Source organism: Streptomyces sp. NPDC048258, assembly GCF_043201995.1.
Taxonomy (GTDB): domain Bacteria; phylum Actinomycetota; class Actinomycetes; order Streptomycetales; family Streptomycetaceae; genus Streptomyces.
Genome location: NZ_JBICZH010000014.1, coordinates 222,791 through 248,556 on the forward strand (window position 1 = coordinate 222,791; position 25,766 = coordinate 248,556).

Below are 25,766 nucleotides of genomic sequence, written 5' to 3' on the forward strand. Positions count from 1 at the left end.
AAAACGCCGAATGCGCGAAAAGGGTCCACCGGGCCGCCCCCCGGTGAACCCCTTCCGCATAACCCGTACGGACTAGCGGACGTCGTACGCCCGCGCGACCGTCTGGGTCACGGACGCGCCGTTCGCGTCGGTCAGTTCGACCTTCAGCGAAACCGGCTTGCCCGCGGCTCCGGCGTGGTCCACGACCGCCGTCCACCGGCCGCCGCGCTCGCTCACCTTCGCCTCGGTCCAGTTCTCACCGTCGTAGGAGTACGACAGCTTCGCCGACTTCAGCGCGCCGGGCGCGTAGCCCGCGTGCCCGGTGACGCTCAGCCCGATGCTCTGGCCGTTCGCCGCCGCGACCGTCTTCATCCCGTCCAGCGGGGCTGCGTAGCGCGGGAAGAGGATCGGCAGTCCCTGCGAGTAGGCCGACGGGTCGAGCTTCGAGGTGAAGCCCCAGCTCGTCCGGACCGAGGTGGACCGCTGCCAGACGCGCGACGGCGGGCCGATCTTCTCGATGGCCTGGGTCAGTTCGTACCGGCCCTCCTCGGCCGGGATCTCGAAGACCCCGAACGGGTACCAGCTGTCGCCGATGACCTCCCCGTTGCGCTTGAGCTGGAGGTTGCCGATGTCACCGAAGCTGCCCGGCTGCGCGGAGTGGCTGCTGTCCCCCCACATGGCGGAGGCGAAGCCGATCAGGTTCCCCTGCCGCTCGGCGGCCAGGACCTCCTTGCCCGCGCTGTCGCGCGGCGCGACCGGGCCGGTCACCCCGTCGTACCAACTCGCCTCGGCCTTCTGCCCCTTGGCGTAGGTGTGCTGCTCGCCGACCATGAACTCGCCCCAGGGGAAGCTGCTGGAGAGCACCTGGTCCCAGGCCGTGTCCCCGGCGGAGTAGTACTCGGTCCGCCGGCCCGGCGCCGCCACGTTCTCGAACCCGCCGAAGTACACGGCGCTGCCGATCGGCCGGTAGGCGCCGGCCAGATCGATGAAGTCGGCGGCCACGCCCATGGAGTGGTAGGTGGAATCGACCTGGCCGAGGTCGCGGTCGCGCACCCGGTAGGTGTGGCCCGCCTTGACCTCTCCCGTCTCGGGGAAGGCGAGCGAGTAGACGTACGGGCTCTTCGCCGTGGCCTTCCAGGACAGCGTGACCCGGCCCGCCGCCAGCTTGTCCAGCAGTGCCTTGCCCTCGGCCGCCTCGATGGCCAGGGAGGGCAGTGCGCCGCCCGCGTAGCCGGTGAAGCCGACCCAGCGGCCGGGGGCCTCCCGGTAGGCGAGCAGTGCCCTGGCTCCGGCGGCCTGCGCGTTCCGCGCGACCTCGTACAGCGCCCCGTCCGTGGCCTTGACCAGGACGATCGCGTCCTTGGCGGCGACCGCGGCGAGCTCCTCGGGGGTGCCGGTGCCCGCGTTCACGAGCGGCGCGCTGCCGTTTCCGTCGAGGTTGTCACTGCCGGTGGACGCGGTGATCGGGTGCAGGACCGGACCGCCGACGGCCTTCAGCTCGGAGACGAGCGGCGCGGCCGCCCGCCAGTAGCTGCCGAACTCGAAGTCTCCGTCCTTCGCGCGGCCTTCGACGGAGGCGTAGAAGCCGCGGATGGTCCGGCCGCCCGCGGCGGTGCCGGCGTGCAGCCAGGCGTCGTCCCAGCTGCGGGCGAACCCGAGGGTGGTGTTGCGGGCCTCGACCGGCTTGTCGGCCTCGACGGCCAGGCGCCCGGCCTTGCGGGCGTCGAGCACGACGGTCGTGTCCTTCTTCACCTCGGCCTGCGGGCGGCCGAGGTAGGTGAGGGAGTCGATCAGCCGGCCGTCTCCCTCACCCGCGTCGGGGGTGCCCACGAAGGCGGAGAGGAAGTACGCGCCCGGACGGACCCGGTAGACCTGGTCGACGGAGCCGTCGTTGAAGCGGCGCTCGCCGGTGGCGTCGTCGGTGCCGATCACGTCCAGGGAGGACGGTCCGGCGGCCGGCTTGCCCGAGCGGTCGATCAGCTTGACCCGCAGGGTCACCGTCTCCGGCTCCACGTACAGCGAGAAGGGGGTGGAGACGCGCACGCCGTTCGCCGTGGCGACGACGCGGCCGGTGACGTCCCCGTACTGGGAGCGCTCCAGCTTCGCGGCCGGGTCGAGCGCGAGCGGCACCTTGACGGTGACGCCGGCCGGGACGGTCACCGTACGCCGTTCGAGTCGGGCGACCTGGCTGCGGACGGCGGAGCCGTCGTTGCCGGTGACCTTCTCGACGGCGAGGTCCAGCGTGACCGGGCTCTTGCCCGTATTGGTGTACGGGACTTCGACGGTCGTGCGGTCGCTGCGGTCCTGCGGCCAGTTGTACGTGCCGCCCTGCACGGCGGGCGCGCCGGTGACGGTGGTGCCGATGGCGGCCCGCACATCGAGGCGGCCGCCGCCGGTCTCCCGTACGTCCCCGGGGACGCCGGTGTCGGCCGAGCCCACGAGGGCGGCCTTGACCTGCTGGGACGTCCAGTCGGGGTGGCGCTGCTTCACGATCGCGGCGGCGCCCGCCACGTGCGGGGTGGCCATCGACGTGCCGGACATGGACTGGTACGCGTACACCCCGCGCCCGCCCGCCGCGGCGGCCGAGATCCCGACGCCGGGGGCGGCGATCTCGGGCTTGAGGATGTGCTGGAGTCCGGCCGGGCCGCGGCTGGAGAAGGAAGCCGTCCTGTCGTCGCGGTCGACGGCACCGACGGTCAGCACACTGGCCGCGCAGCCGGGCGAGGAGACCGTGTTGTTGCCGGGGCCGGAGTTGCCGGCGGCGATGACGAACAGCGGGCCCTGCTGGGAGAGCCGTTCGGCGGCCGCGGCGAGCGGGTCGTCGCAGGAGGTCTGCGAGGGGTCGCCCAGGCTCATGGAGACCACGTCGGCCTTGGACGCGACGGCCCACTCCATGCCGGCGATGATCCACGAGTCCAGGCCGTAGCCCGCGTCGTTGAGGACCTTGCCGCTGAGCAGTTCGGCGCCGGGGGCCACGCCCTTCTTGGCGCCGCCGCTCTCGGCTCCGGAGCCGCCGACGGTGGAGATGGTGTGGGTGCCGTGGCCCTGCCGGTCGGCGTCGGTGTCCGAGTCGGTGAAGTTCTTCGACCCGGAGACGCGGCCCTTGAGGTCGGGGTGCTCCAGGTCGGTGCCGGTGTCGAGGACGGCGACCTTGGTGCCCTTGCCGTCGTATCCGGCGGCCCAGGCTGCGGTGGCGTTCACCTGCCGGGTGGAGCGCTCCAGGTTCGCCTGGACCTTGCCGTCCAGCCACAGCTTCTTCAGCCCGCCGGAGGCGGAGCGCGCGCGGGCGTCCGTACCGGTGACGTCGGCGGTGACATCGGCCCAGAAGGCGGCGGCCTGCGCCTTGTCGGCGGCGAGGGCGACACCGCCGATGGAGCCGAGGACAAGGGAGCGGTCGGCGCCGCGGGGCGCGGGCGGGGCGCTGCGCGCCACGTTCACGGAACCGTCGTAGACCGCGATGAGCGGGAGCTTCTTGGCGTGCGCGTCGTCGTAGCCCTGCCGGATGAGGCCGGTGACGTTGAAGAGTTCGTGGTCGGCCTTGCCCGCGGCGAGCGCCTTGACCGCGCTCTCGGGATAGACGTACAGGTCCTTGCCGGACTGGCGGGTCTGTACGACCGGCTGCGAGCCGTCCTCCCGCGGCATGGCGGTGGCGGCGGTCCGGCCGGCCGCGTCGGTGGAGACCGCGATCCGGTCTCCGGTGACGAGGGTCACCGTGACGGGGGCGGTGGGCTGCCTTCCGGCCGCCTCGCTCCCCACGAGTGGTCGCTTTCCCGCTTCGGACGCTCCATCGCTCGGCTGTGCCGTCGACGGGCCGACGGCGGTGACAGCCAGGACGGCCGCTGTGGCCGCCCCGAGTGCCGTACGCGATATCGGGCGCATCGCTCTCCCCAGGTGAATTCCGGCCAACTACTGCATTGCACGGCAAAGCTGCCGCGTAAATGGCTTCTGGCCAGCGGATGTTGGTGCTGCGGTGGCGTCACCTTGGCAGAGTGGCGGGGGGTGCGGCGATGATGTCCGCGGCGGGTTTGCGCCGTGGCCGCTTCCCGCCAGGCGGCGTGTTCTGAGAGGTGGGTGGACGGGTTGCTGGGTGCGATAGGCCTGGACGAGGGCCAGGAGTCGGCGTACCGCGCGCTGGTGGCGCTGGGGGCGGCGGAGGTGCCCGACCTCGCGCACCGGCTGACCCTGCCGGTGCCGCAGACCGAACGGGCGCTGCGGCACCTGGAACGCCAGGGCCTGGCCGCCCAGTCCTCGGCGCGCCCGGGGCGTTGGGTGGCGGCGCCGCCCGGGGTCGCGCTGGGGGCGCTGCTGACCCAGCAGCGGCACGAGCTGGAGCAGGCTGAGCTGGCGGCCGCACTGCTGGCGGAGGAGTACCGGGCGGAGGCGGCCGAGCCCGCCGTGCACGACCTCGTGGAGGTGGTGCAGGGCGCGAGCGCGGTGGCGCACCGCTTCCACCAGCTCCAGCTGGGCGCGGAGAAGGAGGTGTGCGCGCTGGTCACCGGCCGCCCGCAGGTGGTGACGGGCACCGACAACGAGGCGGAGGACCGGGCCTCCGTACGCGGTGTCGACTACCGGGTGGTCATCGAGCGGGAGGTGCTGAACTCGCCGAGCGGTATCCGGGAGGCGTCGACTGCGCTGGCCCGGGGCGAACGGGTCCGGGTGACGGGCGAGGTCCCGACGAAGCTGGTGATCGCGGACCGGACCCTCGCCATGGTCCCGTTGACGGCGCGCGGGGCGGAGCCGGCGGCGCTGGTGGTGCACGCGTCGGGGCTGCTGGAGTCCCTGATGGGCCTGTTCGAGGCGGTGTGGCGGGAGTCGCTGCCGCTGCGGCTGGGCGCGTCGGGCTCGCCCGAGGAGTCCGACGGCGGCCCGGACGCCACGGACCTGGAGATCCTGACCCTGCTGCTGGCGGGGATGACGGACGCGAGCGTGGCGAAGCACCTGGAGCTGGGCCTGCGGACGGTGCAGCGGCGGGTGAAGGGCCTGATGGAGCTGTCGGGGGTCACGACACGGCTCCAGCTGGGCTGGCACGCGTACGAGCGGGGCTGGGTGGCCCGATAGCCCCTGATCGGTCACGCTGAGCAGATGGATCCGCCTCAGCTGCTCCTGGTGGGGCTGGTGCTGCTGCTCGGGGTGCTCGGGGTGCTGGTCCCCGGCGTGCCGGGCACCTGGCTGGTATGGGCGGGTCTGATGTGGTGGGCGCTGCACGTACGGTCGGCGCCGGCCTGGTCCCTGCTGGTCGCGGCGACGGCCCTGCTGCTGGTGGTGCAGGTGGTGAAGTGGCTGCTCCCGCCCCGGCGGCTGCGGGGTGTCGGGGTGAGCCGCAGGATGGTGGTGTACGCGGGCGCCGGCGCGGTACTGGGCTTCGTGCTCATCCCGGTGCTGGGGGCGATCCCGGGCTTCGTGGGCGGCATCTACCTCTGCGAGCGGCTCCGCCTCGGCACGCACGGCGAGGCGTTGGCGTCGGTCCGGGCGGTGATGCGGGCGGTGGGCACGAGCGTGCTGGTGGAGCTGTTCGCGTGCCTGATGGTGGTCGGGGCGTGGCTGGGCGCGGTGGCGGCGGGGGTCTGACGACGTAGGACCGGAGCCCGATGTGGGTGGCCACGGATTTTGCGAGGCTTTCGGGCATGACGGACTTCAAGGGTTTCAGCGAGGCGGAACTGGCGTACCTCCGGTCCCAGCGCCTGGGCCGCCTGGCCACGGTGGACACGGCCGGGCAGCCGCAGGCGAACCCGGTGGGGTTCTTCCCCCAGGAGGACGGGACGGTCCTGGTGGGCGGGATGGCGATGGGCACGACGAAGAAGTGGCGCAACCTTCAGCGGAATCCGCGGCTGGCGTTGGTCGTGGACGACCTGGTGAGCACTCGCCCGTGGCGTGTCCGGGGCATCGAGATCCGCGGCCACGCCACGCTCGAGGTCGGGCCGCACAGCCTGGGCCCCCACTTCAGCCCGGAGGTCATCCGCATCCACCCGGACCACGTCCACGCGTGGGGGCTCTGACCGCTGGGAGGGGCACCCTCTGCCTCACATCCCGGCGGGGCTGGGACTTCCAGCCCCGCCGGGATGTGAGGCGTTCACAACGTCAGCCGTGTCAGGAGATGGGTTCGTCGTTGTACTTGCCGTCGACGCAGATCCACCGGCCGGTATCGGAGTCGTACTCCACCGTTCCGCCCCCGGACATACACGTCTGCCCGTCGACACCGGGTACGGCAGCTTGTGCAACAGAGCCCATGGCGCCGAGAGCGGTCAATATCACGGCAGCGGTGAACCCGAGAAGTCGTCTACGCATGGGGAGCTCCTGTCAGGACGAGTGATTCGTCCTGACCAGGCTCACCCCGCACTGCGTCAAGACGCCCACCTGGTTACTCCATTCGAGTGAAGGCGCTCTCCCGGTACGACAGGGACGCGCACCCGAGGCGCGCCCCTCAAGGAGCGTTCACCCCACATCAGCGGCAGGCTGGTGTCATGGCGAACACGCCCGCGGTATCCGTAGGTGCACCGGATGACCTCGGCTTGCGGAAAGTCATCATCGACGGTAAGACCGCAGGCAAGGTCTGGTCCCCCAGAGAATTCCGAAGGCTCCTGCGTCGCGCTGGTCCGGCGTACGGCCCCGACGACATCCATTGGCTGGGCGGAGACAGCGCTGTCTGGCCGGACCGCGCGTGGCGGCGGCGCATCGTCGGCACCCTCATGGCGGCCGGGCTCCTCACGACGGCAAGCGTGCTCGCCAGGATCGGCATGGCGGACACTTTTGATGCCCTCACTTACGGCGGACGGATCGCGGGAGTTACTTTCCTCGTGTTGGCCCTCGTCGAGGTATTGGCCGCACTGACCACTCTCGACTATTGGCGCAAACGGCGATCCACCTACTCGGGAGTCATCATCCTTTTCGGATCCCTGGTCGCCTTCGGAATCAGCTCGCTGCTCCTCACGGTGCAGCTATGCGGCCGGGTGTACAGCGGCTACCTGCTGCTGTGGACGACCCTCACGCTCTGGTCCTCATGGGCTCTGTGCACACTTTTCCGCGACCGGGCATGGAAGGGTGTGCACAATCCCAGGCGCATCGCGATCGGGGCGTTCATCCCCACCCTCCTCGCAGGCGCCAACCTGACGTATTCACAATTCTACGTCCCCTATGTGACATCTCCGCTGGTGCAGACGGCGGCTGAATTCAGAACGCCAAGTCTGAACAAGGACGGGACGACGATGTACCTGCCGATCCATGTCTACGTGAAGAACGCAGGCCAGGTGCCGGTGTACATCCTCGGCAGCATCTTCTGGATCCGCGGTCGGCCTGATGGCACTGAACGCTCCAAGCTGATCAAGGCTGACGAGTTCATCACACCACCGGGCGGGGCGTTGAATCCGGGAGAACAATTCTCACTGGATTCGGTCATCGAGATCAAAAATCCTGAGAAGTCCGCCATTGAAACAGTCAGCGCGCAGACCGAGCTTTACACGATCCGTAAAGACAGAATGACCATGAATGCCGATTACGAGTTCTCCAAAAAATTTGTCGGGAAGCTCAGGAAAGAGGGTAAGGAAAGAGATCCTCAGGGACCCGCCGGCGAATACTACAGATATCAATCCGAAATCTCGAACAGCAGCGAGATTCTCAATGTCACACGAGGCCGACAACGCGTGACGATGTGGTGGGCGCTGCGCAGGGAGCGGCCATACATCCATGTGGATGTGGCACCACCGGGCGTGCGGAGGGACTTCGACCTCAATAACCCCGACGCGAACAAGGACAGTATTGATCGGTACGGTCTCGCGAAGGTGCGTGGCCCACTGGCACAGATGCCGTTCGTGGAACTCCTGGAGAAGGCCGAGCGCTCCACCCGGTGATCCCGGCGCACAGGAACTCCCGCAGCACGGCCGCGTGGTGACCGTGGGCGGGCGGCCGGCGGACCGCACCGCGCACGGCGACCTCATCGCATCGAGCAGTTCGGCGGCCAGGGGCAGGGGTCAGGCCCCCGCCCCTGGCCGGCAGGGGCTACGCCCGGCCGCCGCGCTTGGCCGCGTAATTGGCCCGGCCCTGCGCCGACTTGAGGCGCCAGTCACGGCGGATCTCCGAGCGGAGCCTGGCGTCCGTCTTCGCCACGATCCGCTGGTTCTCCCTCAGCAGCTTGCGGTAGCTCTCCAGGCGGCGCTCCGGGAGCTCACCCGAGGCAACCGCGGCCAGCACCGCGCACCCCGGCTCCGCCTCGTGCCCGCAGTCGTGGAAGCGGCACCGCTGCGCGTACTCCTCGATCTCCGAGAAGACCTGGCCGACCCCGGCCTCGGCGTCCCAGAGCCCGACGCCGCGCAGCCCCGGCGTGTCGATCAGGACGCCGCCGCCCGGCAGAGCGAGCAGATTGCGCGTCGTCGTGGTGTGGCGGCCCTTGCCGTCGACCTCGCGGGCCTCCTGGACCTCCATGACATCGGAGCCGAGCAGCGTGTTGGCCAGCGTGGACTTGCCGGCCCCCGAGACGCCGAGCAGCACACTGGTGCCGTCCGCGACGACGGCGGCGAGGACGTCCGTGCCCTCCCCGGTGAGGGAGGAGACGGTGAGGACCTGGACCCCCGGCGCGGTGGTCTCCACGTCCTGGACCAGGTGCGCGAGCGTCGCCGGGTCCGGGACCAGGTCCGTCTTGGTGAGGACGACCAGCGGCTGGGCCCCCGACTCCCACGCCAGGGCCAGGAAGCGCTCGATGCGCCCGAGGTCCAGTTCCACGGCGAGGGAGACGGCGATGATCGCGTGGTCGACGTTGGCGGCGAGGATCTGCCCCTCGGACCGCTGCGAGGAGGTGGACCGTACGAAGGCGGTCCGGCGCGGCAGGTACGCCTTCACGTAGCGCGGGTTGCCGGCCGCCTCCACCGCCGCCCAGTCCCCGGTGCAGATGACCCGGAGCGGGTCGTGCGGGGTGACGAAGGCGGTGTCGGCGCGGACGATGCCGGCCTCGGTCATGACGTCGCACTGACCGCGGTCGACGCGTACGACCCGGCCGGGTACGAGGCCCTGCTCGGCGTACGGGGTGAACTCGGCCGCCCAGGCGTCGTCCCAGCCGAAGGGGCTGAGCGCGTGCGAGAGCGAAGAGGCCTGCGGGAAAGACGGGAAAGAAGAGAAAGACAAGGGGAACCCTTCACAGGGTGGCCCCGGCAGTCCGCGCCCGCTCGGTGGCGGCGCGCGAAGAGGTGTGTGAGGTCAGCCGGAGACCACGGAAGTGACATTGACGGTCTTCTGAGTGCGGGCAGCGCCCTGCGCGACGACGACAGTCATCAATGAACTCACCTCCGGGTCATGCACGTGCTGTGCTGACGGTTCCGCACCGGTCGGCGGGAACGGATGCACCGTAACAAGTCCCCTCCCACGCGCGCCATTTATTTTTCGGCGGCCCGCGCGCAGCATCAGAGGCCGTCCGGGTACGAGGCCTCGGCGTGGCCCGAAGCCGCCTCGATGTCCAGCGTGCGGGGCGAGCCCGCGTCGCGCAGGGCGTCCGGGACCCCGCAGTGGCCGGCTCCGGCCTCGCAGCGGACCCGGAAGCGGGTGGCCGCGGGCGCGGTGAGGACGAGGTGGCCGGAGCCGACGCGGGCGGTCACGTGGTCCGGCGGCGCGATGAAGGCCGTGTCGGCGCGGCCGGAGCCGACCCGGATCTCGGCCTGGGCGGAGGTGAGGTCGGCGGCCCGCAGGCGCCCGGAGCCGATCTCCGCGCGCAGGGCGCCCCGCAGCCCGGTGATGTCGACCTGGCCCGAGTCGACCCGCGCGTCGACGTTGCCGCCCAGGCCGCTGAGCGAGACCCGGCCGCCGCCTGCCGTCACCTTCACCGGGATGCCCACGGGTACGGTCACCCGCAGCCGCACCGAGCAGCCTGCTCCGGCGGTCACCCAGGAGTCCGCGCCGGGGCAGTGCGGGGTCAGCCGCAGGGTGTCGCCGACCCAGCTCTGCTCGATGGTGGGCGCCCTGAGGGACCAGCTGACCTCGGCGCGGTAGCCGACCTCGTGGTCCCCGCGGGGGGTGACGGCGACATCGGAGTCGCCGCCCACGATCTCCAGGGCGGTCACCGGGCGGCCGCCGCTGCCGCCCTGCAGGACGCGGCTCTGCGCGGTCCCGTACGACCATGCCTGCCAGGTGACCGGCGCGATGACGAGCAGCGCGCCGAGGACCGCGGCGACGGTCCACGCGAGCCGCCGCCTGGGACGGTCGGGGGACTGGGCCGCAGCCGGGGCCGCAGCCGGGGTCGGGCCCGGGGCCGCAGCCGGGGCCGGGCCCGGGGCCGGGCCCGGGGCCGGAGCCGCCGTCACGGCGTACCGTCCAGGAAGCGCAGGACCGCGAGGACCCGGCGGTGGTCGCCGTCGGCCGGGGGCAGGTCGAGCTTGGCGAAGATGTTGTTGATGTGCTTGGCCACCGCGCTCTCGCTCACGACGAGTTCGGCCGCGATCCCGGCGTTGGAGCGGCCCTCCGCCATCAGGGCCAGCACCTCGCGCTCGCGCGGGGTGAGCCGCTCCAGAGGGTCCGGTCCGCCGCCGCGGCGCAGCAGGAGCTGGGCGACGACCTGCGGGTCGAGCGCCGTGCCGCCGGAGGCCACGCGCCGCAGCGCGTCGATGAACTCCTCGACGTCGGCGACCCGTTGCTTGAGCAGGTAACCGATGCCGGAGCCGCTCGGGGCGCCCAGCAGGTCGGCGGCGTACCGTTCCTCCACGTACTGCGACAGCAGCAGCACGGCCGTACCGGGGCTCTGCTGTCGGATCATCAGGGCCGCCCGGACGCCCTCGTCGGTGAAGCCGGGTGGCATCCGTACGTCGACGAGCGCGAGCTCGGGGCGGTGTTCCTCGACGGCGGCGAGCAGGCCCTCGGCGTCGCCGGTCTCGGCGGCCACCTCGAATCCGGCCATTTCGAGGACTTTGACGAGTCCTATGCGCAGCAGGACGGAGTCCTCGGCGATCACAGCCCGCACGGCAGCTCCACGGTGATGGCGGTCGGGCCCCCGAGGGGGCTGTCGATCATGATGGTTCCGTCGACCGACCCTATGCGTTTGCGCAGGCCGACCAGGCCGGTGCCGCCCGCCGGGTCGGCCCCGCCCACCCCGTCATCGGTGACGGTGACGCGCAGCAGGTCCCCCCGGCGGCCGGCCCCGCCCGGCGCGGGACCGCGTACGACCCGTACCGAACACCGGTCGGCGCGGGCGTGTTTGGCCACGTTGGCCAGGGTCTCGGAGACCACGAAGTAGGCGACGGCCTCGACGGTGGCCCCCGGCCTGGTCCCGATGTCCACGGTCAGCTCGACGGGGAAAGGGGCGCGGGCGGCGATCCCGGAGAGCGCCGCGTCGAGCCCGCGGTCCTCCAGTACGGCCGGATGCAGGCCCCGTACCAGGCTGTTGAGCTCCTCGATGGCCTCCTTCGCCTCCCGGTGGGCCTCGTCGATGACGGCCTTGGCCTCGGGCGGCAGGTCGGGGAGGGTGGCGCGGGCGATGCCCAGGTTCATGGCGAGGGCGACGAGCCGCTGCTGGGCGCCGTCGTGCAAGTCCCGCTCGATGCGGCGGCGTTCGAGGTCGGCGGCGTCCAGGACGCCGGCCCGGCTCTCCGCGAGGTCCTCGACCCGCCGCTCCAGTTCCCGGGACCGGTTCGGGCCGAGGAGGGCGGCCGCGGCGAAGGCGTCCAGGCGGGTCACGAGGGCGGCCGCCCAGGGCGCGGCGAGCAGCAGCAGGGCGCCGGCGCCGGTGATGAGGTCGTATTCGCCGGTCCAGCCGGGGGTGCGGGTGTCCGCGGGCAGGAACCAGCACCAGGCGTAGACGCTCGCGCCGGCGGCGCCGCAGACCCAGGTGAGGACCACCAGCGCCCCGGCGGCGGCGGCGAGCGGGCTGACGAGGAGGTGGTAGCCGTACTGCCGCCAGGTGGACTCCGAGCGCAGCCGCTCGGCCAGCCCGCGCGGGCTCCACCAGCGCCGCTCCCGCACGAGCTCCGGCACGTCGAGGCCGAGCAGCGCCCAGAAGCGGCTGCGCTGGAGCCGGGTGAGCAGCGGGGAGAGGGCCAGGACCAGGAGCAGCGGGACCGGGCTCCGGCCGGGTACGAGGGCCATGTACGTGAGGCCGAGGAGGGCGGGCAGGGCCGGTGGTATCGCGGCCGCCGTGAAGGCCGTGTTGCGCCGGGCCCACGCCGACCACGGTGCGCGCGCCGCGATCCAGGTGTACATACGCGTCGGCGCGCCGGGAGTTGCCATGCCAGTACGGTAATCGCACTGGTCAGGGGCGTGCCATCACCCTGGTACCCGCCCGGGGGTGTACCTGGCACCACCCTGGCTCCGGACCGTGGTGTGAGTGACCGCGGCGGCCCGGCGGACCAGGGTGGTGGTGTGCCCGGGGGACGGACCGCCGGGCCGGAAGGAGACCCACGGCCATGGCACTTGTCGCCCCGCAGGCCCGCGTCCGGCACACCCGCCGTACGGCGACGGCAACGGCCGCCCTGTTCACCGGAGCGGGGGTGGCGCTGGTGCCGTGGATGCTGGTTCTGGCGAAGACCATGCCGCGGACGGCCGAGGTGTCGAACTGGGCCACCGCGTGGATCGGCCTGGACCTGATGCTGGCCGCCGGGCTGACCGGCACCGGGCTGCTGCTGCGCAAGGGGGACCCCCGGGCGTCGGCGGTGGCGGCGGCGACCGCCGCGCTGCTGGCGATGGACGCCTGGTTCGACGTCACCACCTCGCTGGGGACCGGCCAGCAGGGCATGGCGCTGCTGCTGGCGGCGGGCGCCGAGCTGCCCCTCGCCCTGGCGTGCGCGGCGGTGGCCGTACGGCCGCGGGGCTGAGGTCCGCGCCCCCGGGCCGGAGCGTGTCCGTTTCGTTCAAGACGGCCCGGCCGGGGCGTGCCTAGCCTGCCCGTATGACTCCTCGACTCGACATGATCGGCCTGGTCGTCTCCGACATGGCCGCCTCACTCGCCTTCTACCGGCGCCTCGGGCTGGACGTCCCGGCCGACGCCGATGACCAGCCGCACGTGGAGGCGGCCCTGCCCGGGGGCCTGCGGATCGGGTGGGACACGGAGGAGACCATCCGCTCCATCGACCCGTCCTGGACCCGGCCCACCGGTGACGGCCGCCGGGAGCTGGCCTTCCTGTGCGACTCCCCCGCCGAGGTGGACGCGCTGTACGCCGAGCTGACCGGCGCCGGACACCCCGGGCACCTCAAGCCCTGGGACGCCTTCTGGGGCCAGCGCTACGCCGTGGTCCTCGACCCGGACGGCTGCGGGGTCTCGCTGTTCGCCCCCTCGGAGCCCGCGACGTAGGCGCTCAGCGTCGTCCCGGCCAGGGCGCGCACCTCGCGGGCCAGATGCGCCTGGTCGGCGTACCCGGCGACGCAGGCGACCTCCGCGTACGCCATGCCCGCGCGGGCCAGGGCGAGGGCGCGGCGCAGCCGGAGCACCCGGCCCAACGTCCTGGGCCCGTACCCGAAGGCGTCGAGCGAGCGCCGGTGCAGCTGCCGCTCGCCGAGGCCGACCGCGGCGGCGATCCGGGCCACGCCCTCCCCGGCCCGGAGCCGGGCCGTGACCTCGGCGGCGAGGGGGTCCGGCGGGCCGGTATCGGCGGCGCGGCGGGCGGCCAGCGCCTCCAGCCCGGCGCGCGGGTCCCCGTACGCCGCCACCTGCCCGGCCAGGCGGCCCACCTCCCGGGCGGGCCACAGGTCGGCGAGCTCGACGCGCCGGTCCCGCAGCAGGTGCGCCGGTACGCCGAGCAGCGCGGGCGCGGTCCCGGGCGCGAGCCGGATCCCGGCGAAGGCCCCGCCCGGCACCTCCCCGGCGGGATGCGGCCCGGTGTCGGGCCCGGCCACCAGCAGCCGCCCGTCGGCCCACAGCAGGTCCATGCACCCGTCGGGGAGCACCACCCCGCCGCCTCCGGCGCGCCACAGCACGGCCCCGGGCACGGCTTGCGACCGCTGTTCCTCGTACACCCCTCCAGGCTAGGAGGGACGCCCGTGCCCGCGCAGCTGTCAGTGCTTGCGCAGCCGCGACGAGTAGTCCTCCGGCGGCAGGAACTTCGACCAGCGCTCCGGGAACTCGGACGGCATCCCCTCGTCCTCGTCGTCCTCCGACTCACCCTCTGCCATCGCCCGCCAGGCCGCGGCCCGCGCGATCAGCTGCGCGGCCTCCGCCTCGCGGGCCCGCTCGTTCGCCTCGCGCGCGGCCGCCGTGGCCACCGAGGGCCAGACCCGGTCGATCGCCGCGTTGACGGCCGCGCCGACGAGGACCGCGAAGGCCGAGATGCCGATCCACAGCAGCACCGCCACCGGCGCGGCCAGCGAGCCGTAGATCGTCGGCCCCTCCACGGTGTTGGTCAGGTAGATCCGCAGCAGGAACGAGCCCAGCACCCACATGGCCAGGGCCACCAGCGCGCCCGGCACGTCCTCGATCCAGGGCGAGCGCACCGGGACCGACACGTGGTAGAGCGTCGTCAGGAAGGCGATCGACAGCAGGGTCACGGTCGGCCAGTACAGGACCGCGATCACCTCGGTGCCCCAGGGCACCAGCCGGACCACCGCGTCGGGTCCGACCACCATCAGCGGCAGCACGATCGCGCCGATCAGCAGCGCGATGACGTACAGCAGGAAGGCCAGCAGCCTGGTCTTGACGATGCCGCGCTGTCCGTCGAGCCCGTACATCACGGTGATGGTGTCGATGAAGACGTTGACGGCGCGCGAGCCGGACCACAGGGCGAAGGCGAAGCCGAGCGAGATCAGGTCCGGGCGGCCGCGCCCGGTGACGTCGTCGAGCAGCGGTCTGGCGATGTCGTTGACGCCCCGGTCGGACAGGACGGTGCCGACCGCCCCCAGGATGTTCTCCTCGATGCTCTCGACGGTGCGGGTGTCCGTCCAGCCGTCCACGTAGCCGAGGAGGCCGAGCAGGCCGAGGAAGAGCGGGGGCAGCGAGAGCAGGGTGAAGAAGGCCGCCTCTGCCGCGAGGCCGAGGATCCGGTACTCGATGCACGAGTTGACGGTGTCCTTCAGGAGCAGCCAGCCCATCTTCCGCTTCGAGACGTTGCGGTAGAGGGCGCGGGCCCGGTGGAGCCGTCCATGGCGTCCGAGGATCCGCTCGGGTGTTTCTTTTGCTGGCTGCACGTCCTTACGGTATCGGCATGGCAGCCACCACCCACACAGTCACCAATCAGGCCCCGCCCCTCGTGGGCCACGACGTCTACGGGGGCGACCGGGCCCTCACCGAGGGCGTGGAGCGTCATCTCGCCTCCGCGGACCCCGAACTCCTCGGCGAGGTACAGGAGGAGCTCACCCTCCTCGGGCGCTCGGCGGGCTCCGCGCAGGCCCAGGAATGGGGTGCGCAGGCGAACGAGAATCCGCCGAAGCTGCGGACGCACGACCGGTACGGGAACCGGATCGACGAGGTGGAGTTCCACCCGGCCTGGCACCGCCTGCTCGGGAAGGCGGTGACCTCCGGGCTGACCGACGCCTGGGGGCGCCCGGCCGGGCATCTGCGCCGCGCCGCCGGGTTCTTCGTGTGGTCCCAGGCCGAGGCGGGGCACGGTTGCCCCGTCTCGATGACGCACGCGGCCGTGCCGGCGCTGCGGGCCGATCCGGAGCTGGCCGCCGAGTGGGAGCCCCGGCTGACCTCGCACGTGTACGAGGAGGGGCTGCGGCCGGCCGCCGAGAAGGCCGGCGTGCTCTTCGGCATGGGGATGACGGAGAAGCAGGGCGGCAGCGACGTACGGGCGAACACGACGGCGGCGGTGCCGCTGGACGCGTCGGGCGAGTACCTGCTGACCGGGCACAAGTGGTTCTGCTCGGCGCCGATGTGCGACGGGTTCCTGGTGCTGGCGCAGGCTCCGGGAGGACTGACCTGCTTCCTGGTGCCGAGGGTGCTTCCGGACGGCACGCGCAACGTCTTCGCGATCCAGCGGCTGAAGGACAAGCTGGGGAACCGGTCGAACGCGTCGAGCGAGGTGGAGTTCGACGGGACCTGGGCGCGGCGGGTGGGCGAGGAGGGCCGGGGCGTGCGGACCATCATCGAGATGGTCGCGGCGACCCGGCTGGACTGTGTCATCGGCTCGGCCTCGCTGATGCGGCAGGCGCTGACGCAGGCCGTGCACCATGCGGAGCACCGCTCCGCTTTCGGAGCACCGCTCATCGACCAGCCGCTGATGCGCAACGTCCTCGCCGACCTCGCGCTGGAGTCGGAGGCGGCCACCACCCTGACCCTGCGGCTCGCGGCCGCCTACGACGCCGGGACCGACCAGGAGAAGGCCTTCCTGCGCCTCGCGGTCCCCGCCGCCAAGTACTGGGTGACCAAACGCTGCACGCCGATGGTGGCAGAGGCCCTGGAGTGTCTGGGCGGCAACGGCTACGTCGAGGAGTCCGGGCTGCCGAGACTGCTGCGCGAATCCCCGCTGAACTCCATCTGGGAGGGCTCGGGCAACGTCCAGGCCCTGGACGTGCTCCGCGCCCTCCAGCGGGAGCCGCAGGCGCTGAACGCCTTCCTCCAGGAGGTCGGCCTGGCCCGGGGCGCGGACCACCGGCTCGATTCGGCCATCAAGGACCTGCTGACGGACCTCGCCGACCTGGACGGCATCGAGGCCCGGGCCCGCCGCGTGGTGGAGCGCATGGCCCTGGTGCTGCAGGGGTCACTGCTGGTCCGGTGGGCCCCGCCGGAGGTGGCGGACGCGTTCTGCGCCTCGCGGCTGGGTGGCGACTGGGGCGCGGCCTTCGGCACGCTCCCGCACAGCCTCGACCTGCGGACGGTCGTGGAACGAGCGCGGATCGCGGGCTAGGGAGACGGGGGCCGCCGGGCACCCCTGCGGTCCCCCGACCGCTCCCAGCCGGGATCCGGGCCCGTGACCGGGAACAGGGATGGCGCCGCGCCGACTCGGCACCACCCCTGATCCGAGAAGCCCCGAGGAGGAGCTGTCACGCCGCTCAGCGGCGTCCGGACAGTTTCGGTCGGGCGACCGGGACTTGGCGAGAGTTGCATACCGTTGCAACCTTTGAATCGGCAGCCGCCCCGGCGGCTTCCGTCGTACGTCCTGTTCGCACGGGGAGGTTCCGATGGCCGACACCACCGGCCGTACGGTCGATGCGGCCCGCATCTCGGCCATGGACGCGCGGGACGCCGCGCGTCTGCTCAAGGGCGTACGGGCGGCCGCGCTGGCCGGGGACCGACCGCCGGCGGCGCCGCGGCCGGAGATCGCCGAGTCCTGGCGCCGGATGCTGGCGGGCGGGGTGCACCCGGACCGGGACGCGCGCTCGCGGATGCTGTCGGCCGCCGAGACCGAGGAGCGGCGGCACGTGTCGCCGCTGCGGGAGATCCTCCCGGTGCTGCGGGAGGGACTGCTGCCGGCGCTGGACGAGGCCCTGCACATCATGGTCGTGGCCGACGCGGAGGGGCGGCTGCTGTGGCGGGAGGGCCACGCCTCCATCCTGCGCAAGGCGGACCGGCTGGGCTTCGGGGTGGGGGCCGACTGGGACGAGGCCGTGGTCGGCACGAACGGGGTGGGCACCGCGCTGGTGGCCCGGCGGCCGGTCCAGGTGTTCTCCGCGGAGCACTTCGTCTCCAGCCACCACGACTGGACCTGCGCGGGGGCGCCCGTACGGGACCCGCGGGACGGCCGGCTGCTCGGTGTGGTCGACGTGAGCGGGCCGCTGGCCACCATGCACCCGGCGACCCTGGCGTGGGTGAGCTCGGTGGCCCGGCTCGCGGAGCGGGAGCTGCGCGTACGGCACCTGGAGTCGCTGGAGCGACTGCGGGCGGTGGCGGCCCCCCTGCTGGCCCGGCTGCCGGGACGGGCGCTCGCCGTGGATCCCAACGGCTGGACGGCGGCCGTGACGGGGCTGGCCCCCGTGGACCGCGTCCCGCTGCCGAAGTCCTTCGGGCCGGGGCGGGTGTGGGTGCCGCAGCTCGGCCACTGCGCGGTGGAGCCGCTCCCCGGCGGCTGGCTGCTGCGGATCGCGCAGGAGCGTGCGAGCACGGGCGTGACCCGGGTGGTGCTCGACCTCAGCCGGTCCGGGTCCTGGTCGGTGACGGTGTACGGGGCCGCCGGGAGCTGGTCGCAGGAGCTGAGCCCGCGCCACGCGGAGCTGCTGTTCCTGCTGGCGGAGAGCCCGCGGGGACGCTCGGCGGCCGATCTGTCCGGGGAGCTGTTCGGGGACCCGACGCGCACGGTGACGGTCCGCGCGGAGATGTCCCGCGTACGCCGCAACCTGGCGGGGGTGCTGACCCACCGGCCGTACCGCTTCGCGGACGACGTGGAGGTGGAGCTGATCCGCCCGGAGGACCCGGCCGCGCTGCTCTCCCACTCCACCGCCCCGGCGGTGATCCGGGCCCGCCTGGGCCGTTCCGGGCCCGGCGTGATTCCCTGACGTGCATGAACACCATCACCCTCACCACCTGGTCCCTGGAGATGACCTCCCCGGAGGACCTGATACCCGCGACCGCGCCGGGCCCGGAGATCACCATCGCCCGGGCGGAGGTGCCCTCCCCCGAGTTCAGCCGCTTCCTGTACGCCTCGGTGGGCGGTGACATCCACTGGACGGACCGGCTGTCCCTGACGCGGGCGCAGTGGGTGGAGCAGCTGGGCCGGCCGGGCGTGGAGACGTGGGTGGCGTACGACCGGGGCACGCCGGCGGGCTACGTCGAGTTCGACCCGCAGGCCGACGGTGTGGTGGAGATCGTCTACTTCGGTCTGCTGCCGGACTTCCGCGGCCGCCGCATCGGCGGGCACCTGCTGTCGGTGGGCATCGCCCGCGCGTGGGACCTCGCGGAGCGCTGGCCGGACCGCGAGCCGACCCGCCGGGTCTGGCTCCACACCTGCAGCCAGGACGGCCCGACGGCGATGGACAACTACCTCCGCCGCGGCTTCAAGCTCTTCAGGACCGAGACGGAGACCAAGGAGGACACCCCGACGCCCGGCCCCTGGCCGGGGGCCTGAGGCCCACGGCTCGGCGTGGCTCCGAGCCGGCGGCTCATCTCACGGAACGGGGACGAGCCGCCCCCTCCACCCCTGCCCCCGCTGCCCCCGCCACCTCCCCGTCGGCCGCCGCCCTTGAGAGACTCGGGGCGGAGGGCCCCGAGGCGGCCGGCATCGAGACCTCGACCCCCTTCCGGCCCGTCACGCTCGCTCCTCCGGCGTCGGCGACGCGCTGACCGGAAAGCGCACACCGGCGGTTCTCCGGCGCCTTCCGGGCCGTGACCCGCGTCACGCCGTCCCACCATTCGGGACGACTTCGTCCGCATCATGGACAGTAGTGGACTCCTCCAATCGGCACATGACACGCTTCCGCCATGAATGGAGCTGGAATTGCCTTGGTGAGTCGGCGGCACGTCGACCTCGGCCGCATGTCCAGCGCCATCTGTCCGGCGCGCTGACGGAACCAGCCACGCCGCACGTCGTCGCCGTCCCCGCCGCCGCGGACGCGCCGATCACCCGATAGCCCCCTGAGGCCGATGTACCGCCCTGCCCGCCGGCAACCCCGGCAAGGGGGCGGGAATCTGCCACACCCGCTCAGAGTCCAGGGGTCACGCTACGCCGCCGCCTCCCCCTGCCCTTGCCTTGAGCCGCCGAAGAAGGACGTACCGCCATGGCCGCCACCCCCGAAACGCCCGCAGCCGCAGCTCCCGCAGCCGCCGCGCGCCGCAAGACCGGCCGTCACCGCGGTGAGGGCCAGTGGGCCGTCGGACACCACACGCCCCTCAACGGCAACGAGCAGTTCAAGAAGGACGACGACGGTCTCAACGTGCGGACACGCATTGAGACGATCTACTCCAAGACGGGCTTCGACTCGATCGACCCCAACGACCTGCGCGGCCGCATGCGCTGGTGGGGTCTCTACACCCAGCGCAAGCCCGGGATCGACGGCGGCAAGACCGCGATCCTGGAGCCGGAGGAGCTGGACGACAAGTACTTCATGCTGCGCGTCCGCATCGACGGCGGCCGGCTGACCACCGAGCAGCTCCGCGTCATCGGCGAGATCTCGCAGGAGTTCGCGCGCGGCACCGCCGACCTCACCGACCGGCAGAACGTGCAGTACCACTGGATCCGGATAGAGGACGTCCCGGAGATCTGGCGCCGTCTGGAGGCCGTCGGCCTCTCGACCACCGAGGCCTGCGGTGACACGCCCCGCGTCATCCTCGGTTCGCCCGTCGCCGGCATCGCCCAGGACGAGATCATCGACGGCACGCCCGCCATCGACGAGATCTACCGCCGCATCGTGGGCAACCCCGCCTTCTCCAACCTGCCCCGCAAGTTCAAGTCCGCGATCTCCGGCTCGCCGCTGCTCGACGTGGCGCACGAGATCAACGACGTGGCGTTCGTGGGCGTCAACCACCCCGAGCACGGCCCCGGCTTCGACGTCTGGGTCGGCGGCGGCCTCTCCACCAACCCCAAGCTCGGTGTGCGCCTGGGCACCTGGGTCTCGCTCGACGAGGTCCCGGACGTCTACGAGGGCGTCATCTCGATCTTCCGCGACTACGGCTACCGCCGGCTGCGCACCCGCGCCCGCCTGAAGTTCCTCGTCGCCGACTGGGGCCCGGCCAAGTTCCGCCAGGTCCTGGAGGACGAGTACCTGAAGCGCGAGCTGACCGACGGCCCCGCGCCGGAGCAGCCCAGCGGCCAGTGGCGCGACCACGTCGGCGTCCACCAGCAGCAGGACGGCCGCTTCTACGTCGGCTTCGCGCCCCGCGTGGGCCGCGTGGACGGCGCCACCCTCACCAAGATCGCGGACGTCGCCGCGCAGCACGGCTCCGGCCGCCTGCGCACCACCGCCGAGCAGAAGATGATCGTCCTCGACATCGAGGCCGACCAGGTCGACTCGCTGGTCGCGGCCCTGGAGGCGCTCGACCTGCGGGTCAACCCGTCCCCGTTCCGCCGCGGCACGATGGCCTGCACCGGCATCGAGTTCTGCAAGCTGGCCATCGTCGAGACCAAGGCGCGCGGTGCCTCGCTGATCGACGAGCTGGAGCGCCGCCTGCCGGACTTCGCCGAGCCGCTCACCATCAACATCAACGGCTGCCCGAACGCCTGCGCCCGTATCCAGGTGGCGGACATCGGTCTCAAGGGTCAGCTGGTCCTGGACGACGACGGCAACCAGGTGGAGGGCTACCAGGTCCACCTGGGCGGCGCCCTCGGCCTGGAGGCCGGCTTCGGCCGCAAGGTCCGCGGCCTCAAGGTCACCTCCGCCGGTCTGCCCGACTACGTCGAGCGGGTCGTCAAGCAGTACGAGGAGCAGCGCGAGGACGGCGAACGCTTCGCGGCGTGGGTCTCCCGCGCGGACGAGAAGAGCCTCTCGTGAGCGAGCGCGCCGCACCGTTCTACTGCCCGTATTGCGGCGACGAGGACCTGTTTCCCCACGAGACGAGCCACGGAGCCTGGGAATGCAGGGCCTGCAACCGAGCCTTCCAGCTGAAGTACCTCGGGCTGCTGGCCCGGGGCATTCAGTCCAAGACCGCTGGAGGGGACGAGATATGACCACCACTCAAGACGCGGGTCTCAAAGCTGCGACGCTCCGAGAACTGGCCGAGCAGGCGGGCCGCGACCTGGAGGACGCCTCCGCGCTGGAGATCCTCACCTGGGCGGCCGAGACCTTCGGCAAGAAGTTCGCCGTGACCTCCTCCATGGAGGACGCGGTCGTCGCCCACCTGGCGTCGCGCGCCTTCCCCGGCGTGGACGTGGTCTTCCTCGACACGGGCTACCACTTCGAGGAGACCATCGGCACCCGCGACGCGGTCGAGGCGGTGATGGACGTCAACGTCATCACCCTCACGCCGCGCCAGACGGTCGCCGAGCAGGACGCGGAGTACGGCCCGAAGCTGCACGACCGCGACCCCGACCTGTGCTGCGCGCTGCGCAAGGTCAAGCCGCTCGAAGAGGGACTGACCGCGTACGACGCGTGGGCGACGGGCCTGCGCCGCGACGAGTCCCCGACCCGGGCGAACACCCCGGTGGTCGGCTGGGACGAGAAGCGGCAGAAGGTCAAGATCTCGCCGATCGCCCGCTGGACCCAGGACGACGTGGACGCGTACGTGGCCGAGCACGGCGTGCTCACCAACCCGCTGCTGATGGACGGCTACGCCTCCGTCGGCTGCGCCCCGTGCACGCGCCGCGTGGCGGAGGGCGAGGACGCGCGGGCCGGCCGGTGGGCCGGGCGCGGCAAGACCGAGTGCGGACTGCACGGCTGATGACGACCAGCGAAGAACTTACGGAGACAGAGCAGATGAGCGTGAGCGACCAGGGCGCCACCGTGTGGCTGACCGGGCTGCCGAGCGCGGGCAAGACCACCATCGCCTACGCGCTGGCCGAGCGGCTGCGCGCCGAAGGCCACCGCGTGGAGGTGCTCGACGGGGACGAGATCCGCGAGTTCCTCTCCGCCGGCCTCGGTTTCAGCCGCGAGGACCGGCACACCAACGTGCAGCGGATCGGCTTCGTCGCCGAGCTCCTCGCGAGCAACGGTGTCAAGGCGCTGGTGCCGGTGATCGCGCCGTTCGCGGACAGCCGTGAGGCCGTCCGCAAGCGGCACGCGGCCGCCGAGACGAACTTCCTCGAAGTGCACGTGGCCACCCCGGTCGAGGTGTGCTCCGAGCGTGACGTGAAGGGCCTGTACGCCAAGCAGGCGGCGGGCGAGATCTCCGGTCTGACCGGGGTCGACGACCCGTACGAGGCACCGGAGTCCCCGGACCTCCGTATCGAGTCGCACACGCAGTCCGTGCAGGAGTCGGCTTCGGTCCTGCACGCGCTGCTCACCGAGAGGGGTCTGGCATGACGACGACCGTCGCACACGTCCACGACGAGACGGACGCTCCCTACGCGCTGTCGCACCTCGACGCCCTCGAGTCCGAGGCCGTGCACATCTTCCGTGAGGTGGCGGGTGAGTTCGAGAAGCCGGTGATCCTGTTCTCCGGCGGCAAGGACTCGATCGTCATGCTGCATCTGGCGTTGAAGGCGTTCGCGCCGGCGCCGGTGCCGTTCACCCTTTTGCACGTCGACACGGGGCACAACTTCCCCGAGGTGCTGGAGTACCGCGACCGCACGGTCGAGAAGCACGGGCTGCGTCTGCACGTGGCGTCCGTGCAGGAGTACATCGACGCGGGCAAGCTGCGCGAGCGCCCGGACGGGACCCGCAATCCGCTGCAGACCGTCCCGCTGACCGAGGCGATCCAGCAGCTCAAGTTCGACGCCGTGTTCGGCGGCGGACGCCGCGACGAGGAGAAGGCCCGCGCCAAGGAGCGGGTGTTCTCGCTGCGTGACGAGTTCTCCCAGTGGGACCCGCGCCGCCAGCGCCCCGAGCTGTGGCAGCTCTACAACGGCCGCCACGCGCCCGGCGAGCACGTGCGGGTCTTCCCGCTCTCCAACTGGACCGAGCTGGACGTGTGGCAGTACATCGCCCGCGAGGGCATCGAGCTGCCGGAGATCTACTTCGCTCACGAGCGCGAGGTCTTCCAGCGCAACGGCATGTGGCTGACGGCCGGCGAGTGGGGCGGCGCCAAGGAGGGCGAGACGCCCGAGACGCGTCTCATCCGCTACCGCACCGTCGGTGACATGTCCTGCACCGGCGCCGTCGACTCCGACGCCGCCACGCTGGACGCCGTGATCGCCGAGATCGCCGTCTCCCGCCTCACCGAGCGGGGCGCCACCCGCGCCGACGACAAGATGTCCGAGGCCGCGATGGAAGACCGCAAGCGCGAAGGGTACTTCTAGACATGACCTCCACCACCGAGCAGTTCGCCGATCTGTCGGCGACCACCCTGCTGCGCTTCGCGACCGCCGGCTCCGTCGACGACGGCAAGTCCACCCTCGTCGGCCGGCTGCTGCACGACTCCAAGTCGGTCCTGACCGACCAGATGGAAGCCGTCGAGGCCGTCTCCCAGGCCCGCGGCCAGGACGCCCCCGACCTCGCGCTGCTCACCGACGGCCTGCGGGCCGAACGCGAGCAGGGCATCACCATCGACGTCGCCTACCGCTACTTCGCCACCGCCCGCCGCCGGTTCATCCTCGCCGACACCCCCGGGCACGTGCAGTACACCCGCAACATGGTCACCGGCGCCTCCACCGCCGACCTGGCCGTGGTCCTGGTCGACGCCCGCAACGGCGTGATCGAACAGACCCGCCGCCACGCCGCCGTCGCCGCCCTGCTGCGCGTCCCGCACGTGGTCCTGGCCGTCAACAAGATGGACCTCGTCGGCTACCAGGAGACCGTCTTCGCGGAGATCGCCGAGGAGTTCACCGCCTACGCCTCCGACCTCGGCGTTCCGGAGATCACGGCGATCCCGATCTCCGCGCTGGCCGGGGACAACGTGGTCGAGCCGTCCGCGAACATGGACTGGTACGGCGGCCCGACGGTGCTGGAGCACCTGGAAACCGTCCCGGTCAGCCACGACCTCACCGCCTGCCCGGCCCGTTTCCCCGTGCAGTACGTGATCCGCCCGCAGACCGCCGAACACCCCGACTACCGCGGCTACGCCGGCCAGATCGCCTCCGGCGTCCTGCGCGTCGGTGAGGCCGTCACCGTCCTGCCCTCCGGCCGCACCTCCGTCATCGAGGGCATCGACGCGCTCGGCGAGTCCGTCGACATCGCCTGGGCCCCGCAGTCGGTGACCGTGCGGCTCAAGGACGACATCGACATCTCCCGCGGCGACCTGATCGCACCGTCCGCGAGCGCCCCGGCCACCACCCAGGACGTCGAGGCGACCGTCTGCCACGTCGCCGACCAGCCCCTCGCCGTCGGCGCCCGCGTCCTGATCAAGCACACCACGCGGACGGTCAAGGCGATCGTCAAGGAGATCCCCTCGCGGCTGACCCTCGACGACCTGTCCCAGCACCCGAACCCCGGACAGCTCGTGGCCAACGACATCGGCCGCGTGGTCGTCCGCACCGCCGAACCCCTCGCACTCGACGCGTACGCCGACTCCCGCCGCACCGGATCCTTCCTCCTCATCGACCCGGCCGACGGAACCACCCTGGCGGCAGGCATGGCAGGCGAATCCTTCGCCTCCACGGCCGAGACCACCGTGCAGGCCGACGAAGAAGGGTGGGACTTCTAGCCCATGCCTTCCGACATCTACTCGACCTTCGCGAAGGAGGGCGGCCGCGTAGGCAGCGGCGCCCTCGGCAGCGGCCAGGGAGGGGTGGCGCGATGTGCGCGATGACGTACGCGCACCGCATGCGCGCCCACACCCCCCACGAGCTCTACCTGCCCTTGCTCCACAGACGAAGACGTGCGTCATGAGATGACCACGTCACGAGAGGAAGCCCTCCCGTGCCTGCCATCCGCACCACCCGGACCACCCTGCGCCGCAGCGTCGTCGCCGCTGCCGCCCTGCCGCTGCTGATCGGCGCGCTCGCCTCCTGCGGCTACGGCTCCCAGGCGGACAAGTCCGCCGGCAAGGACGCCGACAAGGCCAACGTCGCCGCCACCGACGGCAAGAAGCTGTCGGCCTCCGAGGTCCGTATCGGGTACTTCCCGAACCTGACGCACGCCACCGCTCTGGTCGGTCTCCAGGAGGGCCTGATCGAGAAGGAACTGGGCGGCACCACGATCAAGCCGCAGTCCTTCAACGCCGGCCCGTCCGAGATCGAAGCCCTCAACGGCGGCTCTCTCGACATCGGCTTCATCGGCCCCTCGCCGTCGATCAACGCCTACGTCAAGTCCAAGGGCTCCAACCTGCGGATCGTCTCCGGCTCCGCCTCCGGCGGCGTGAAGCTGGTCGTGAACCCGGACAAGATCAAGACCCTCGACGACCTCAAGGGCAAGAAGATCGCCACCCCGCAGAAGGGGAACACCCAGGACGTCGCGTTCCTCAACTGGATCGCCGAGAAGGGCTGGTCGGT

At 72.0% G+C, this 25,766-nt stretch carries 25 protein-coding genes; 17 read left to right on the forward strand and 8 right to left on the reverse strand.

All coding sequences use genetic code 11. The features are described from left to right. Positions 1–72 precede the first annotated feature (72 nt). The gene (locus ACGFYQ_RS28745) at positions 73–3,858 is read right to left on the reverse strand and encodes a S8 family serine peptidase (protein WP_393748816.1); all 3,786 of its coding nucleotides are present in this window, start codon (positions 3,856–3,858) and stop codon (positions 73–75) included. A 201-nt stretch (positions 3,859–4,059) separates the two neighbouring features. On the opposite strand from ACGFYQ_RS28745, the gene ACGFYQ_RS28750 reads away from it, so the two are divergent. From ACGFYQ_RS28750 to ACGFYQ_RS28760, 3 genes are read left to right on the forward strand one after another with little or no spacing between them, the layout of a single operon-like run. Further along, complete coding sequence (locus tag ACGFYQ_RS28750) at positions 4,060–5,037, forward strand: helix-turn-helix domain-containing protein (RefSeq protein ID WP_393748818.1); 978 nt, start codon at positions 4,060–4,062, stop codon at positions 5,035–5,037. Positions 5,038–5,061: 24 nt separating this feature from the next. Then, positions 5,062–5,547, forward strand: coding sequence for a DUF456 domain-containing protein (locus ACGFYQ_RS28755; RefSeq protein ID WP_393748820.1), 486 nt, complete (start codon positions 5,062–5,064; stop codon positions 5,545–5,547). A gap of 56 nt (positions 5,548–5,603) precedes the next feature. Then, positions 5,604–5,975 carry a PPOX class F420-dependent oxidoreductase gene (locus ACGFYQ_RS28760; RefSeq protein WP_393748822.1) on the forward strand — a complete coding sequence of 124 codons (372 nt, stop codon included), beginning with the start codon at positions 5,604–5,606 and terminating at the stop codon, positions 5,973–5,975. 91 nt (positions 5,976–6,066) lie between these two features. On the opposite strand, the gene ACGFYQ_RS28765 is transcribed toward ACGFYQ_RS28760, so the two are convergent. Then, positions 6,067–6,264 (reverse strand): hypothetical protein, encoded by a 198-nt coding sequence (locus tag ACGFYQ_RS28765; protein ID WP_393748824.1) that lies wholly within the window; start codon positions 6,262–6,264, stop codon positions 6,067–6,069. 176 nt (positions 6,265–6,440) lie between these two features. Between ACGFYQ_RS28765 and ACGFYQ_RS28770 the strand changes: the two genes are divergently transcribed. Beyond that, positions 6,441–7,823 carry a hypothetical protein gene (locus ACGFYQ_RS28770; RefSeq protein ID WP_393748826.1) on the forward strand — a complete coding sequence of 461 codons (1,383 nt, stop codon included), beginning with the start codon at positions 6,441–6,443 and terminating at the stop codon, positions 7,821–7,823. 148 nt (positions 7,824–7,971) lie between these two features. On the opposite strand, the gene rsgA is transcribed toward ACGFYQ_RS28770, so the two are convergent. The 4 genes from rsgA to ACGFYQ_RS28790 all read right to left on the reverse strand — a co-directional run bounded on the left by rsgA (position 7,972) and on the right by ACGFYQ_RS28790 (position 12,174). Next, positions 7,972–9,090 carry a ribosome small subunit-dependent GTPase A gene (gene rsgA / locus ACGFYQ_RS28775; protein WP_393748828.1) on the reverse strand — a complete coding sequence of 373 codons (1,119 nt, stop codon included), beginning with the start codon at positions 9,088–9,090 and terminating at the stop codon, positions 7,972–7,974. Between the two features lie 275 nt (positions 9,091–9,365). After that, on the reverse strand, positions 9,366–10,259 hold the full coding sequence (locus ACGFYQ_RS28780; RefSeq protein WP_393748830.1) for a hypothetical protein: 894 nt from the start codon (positions 10,257–10,259) through the stop codon (positions 9,366–9,368). Next, complete coding sequence (locus ACGFYQ_RS28785) at positions 10,256–10,912, reverse strand: response regulator transcription factor (RefSeq protein WP_393748832.1); 657 nt, start codon at positions 10,910–10,912, stop codon at positions 10,256–10,258. The genes ACGFYQ_RS28780 and ACGFYQ_RS28785 overlap by 4 nt, the downstream gene beginning before the upstream one ends. Beyond that, on the reverse strand, positions 10,900–12,174 hold the full coding sequence (locus tag ACGFYQ_RS28790; protein WP_393748834.1) for a histidine kinase: 1,275 nt from the start codon (positions 12,172–12,174) through the stop codon (positions 10,900–10,902). Before ACGFYQ_RS28790 ends, ACGFYQ_RS28785 begins: the two co-directional genes overlap by 13 nt. 176 nt (positions 12,175–12,350) lie before the next feature. Between ACGFYQ_RS28790 and ACGFYQ_RS28795 the strand changes: the two genes are divergently transcribed. Continuing rightward, on the forward strand, positions 12,351–12,758 hold the full coding sequence (locus tag ACGFYQ_RS28795; protein ID WP_393748836.1) for a hypothetical protein: 408 nt from the start codon (positions 12,351–12,353) through the stop codon (positions 12,756–12,758). A 74-nt stretch (positions 12,759–12,832) separates the two neighbouring features. Beyond that, the gene (locus ACGFYQ_RS28800; protein WP_393748838.1) at positions 12,833–13,234 is read left to right on the forward strand and encodes a VOC family protein; all 402 of its coding nucleotides are present in this window, start codon (positions 12,833–12,835) and stop codon (positions 13,232–13,234) included. Here the strand turns inward: ACGFYQ_RS28800 and ACGFYQ_RS28805 are convergent. After that, a complete protein-coding gene (locus tag ACGFYQ_RS28805) occupies positions 13,165–13,896 on the reverse strand; it encodes a helix-turn-helix domain-containing protein (RefSeq protein ID WP_393748840.1) in 732 nt (243 codons plus the stop codon). The genes ACGFYQ_RS28800 and ACGFYQ_RS28805 overlap by 70 nt on opposite strands. Before the next feature lie 39 nt (positions 13,897–13,935). After that, positions 13,936–15,060 carry a YihY/virulence factor BrkB family protein gene (locus ACGFYQ_RS28810; protein WP_393748842.1) on the reverse strand — a complete coding sequence of 375 codons (1,125 nt, stop codon included), beginning with the start codon at positions 15,058–15,060 and terminating at the stop codon, positions 13,936–13,938. A gap of 17 nt (positions 15,061–15,077) precedes the next feature. On the opposite strand from ACGFYQ_RS28810, the gene ACGFYQ_RS28815 reads away from it, so the two are divergent. The 11 genes from ACGFYQ_RS28815 to ACGFYQ_RS28865 form a co-directional block, all read left to right on the forward strand. Continuing rightward, positions 15,078–16,721 (forward strand): acyl-CoA dehydrogenase family protein, encoded by a 1,644-nt coding sequence (locus ACGFYQ_RS28815; RefSeq protein WP_393748844.1) that lies wholly within the window; start codon positions 15,078–15,080, stop codon positions 16,719–16,721. Positions 16,722–16,995: 274 nt separating this feature from the next. Continuing rightward, on the forward strand, positions 16,996–18,306 hold the full coding sequence (locus tag ACGFYQ_RS28820) for a GAF domain-containing protein (RefSeq protein ID WP_393748846.1): 1,311 nt from the start codon (positions 16,996–16,998) through the stop codon (positions 18,304–18,306). Between the two features lie 5 nt (positions 18,307–18,311). Next, complete coding sequence (locus ACGFYQ_RS28825; protein ID WP_393748848.1) at positions 18,312–18,875, forward strand: GNAT family N-acetyltransferase; 564 nt, start codon at positions 18,312–18,314, stop codon at positions 18,873–18,875. A 353-nt stretch (positions 18,876–19,228) separates the two neighbouring features. Beyond that, positions 19,229–19,312, forward strand: coding sequence for a putative leader peptide (locus ACGFYQ_RS28830; RefSeq protein WP_312847410.1), 84 nt, complete (start codon positions 19,229–19,231; stop codon positions 19,310–19,312). A 212-nt stretch (positions 19,313–19,524) separates the two neighbouring features. After that, positions 19,525–21,234 (forward strand): nitrite/sulfite reductase, encoded by a 1,710-nt coding sequence (locus ACGFYQ_RS28835; protein WP_393748850.1) that lies wholly within the window; start codon positions 19,525–19,527, stop codon positions 21,232–21,234. Next, a complete protein-coding gene (locus tag ACGFYQ_RS28840; protein WP_393748852.1) occupies positions 21,231–21,410 on the forward strand; it encodes a hypothetical protein in 180 nt (59 codons plus the stop codon). Before ACGFYQ_RS28835 ends, ACGFYQ_RS28840 begins: the two co-directional genes overlap by 4 nt. Continuing rightward, entirely contained in the window at positions 21,407–22,120 is a 714-nt protein-coding gene (locus ACGFYQ_RS28845; RefSeq protein WP_393748854.1) for a phosphoadenylyl-sulfate reductase, read from the forward strand. The genes ACGFYQ_RS28840 and ACGFYQ_RS28845 overlap by 4 nt, the downstream gene beginning before the upstream one ends. A 35-nt stretch (positions 22,121–22,155) precedes the next feature. Then, entirely contained in the window at positions 22,156–22,701 is a 546-nt protein-coding gene (gene cysC / locus ACGFYQ_RS28850) for an adenylyl-sulfate kinase (RefSeq protein ID WP_393748859.1), read from the forward strand. Further along, positions 22,698–23,636, forward strand: coding sequence for a sulfate adenylyltransferase subunit CysD (gene cysD, locus ACGFYQ_RS28855; protein ID WP_393748861.1), 939 nt, complete (start codon positions 22,698–22,700; stop codon positions 23,634–23,636). The genes cysC and cysD overlap by 4 nt, the downstream gene beginning before the upstream one ends. 2 nt (positions 23,637–23,638) lie before the next feature. Further along, positions 23,639–24,979 (forward strand): sulfate adenylyltransferase subunit 1, encoded by a 1,341-nt coding sequence (locus ACGFYQ_RS28860; protein ID WP_393748863.1) that lies wholly within the window; start codon positions 23,639–23,641, stop codon positions 24,977–24,979. Between the two features lie 224 nt (positions 24,980–25,203). After that, on the forward strand, positions 25,204–25,766 hold a 563-nt coding region (locus ACGFYQ_RS28865; protein ID WP_393748871.1), incomplete at its 3' end, for an ABC transporter substrate-binding protein.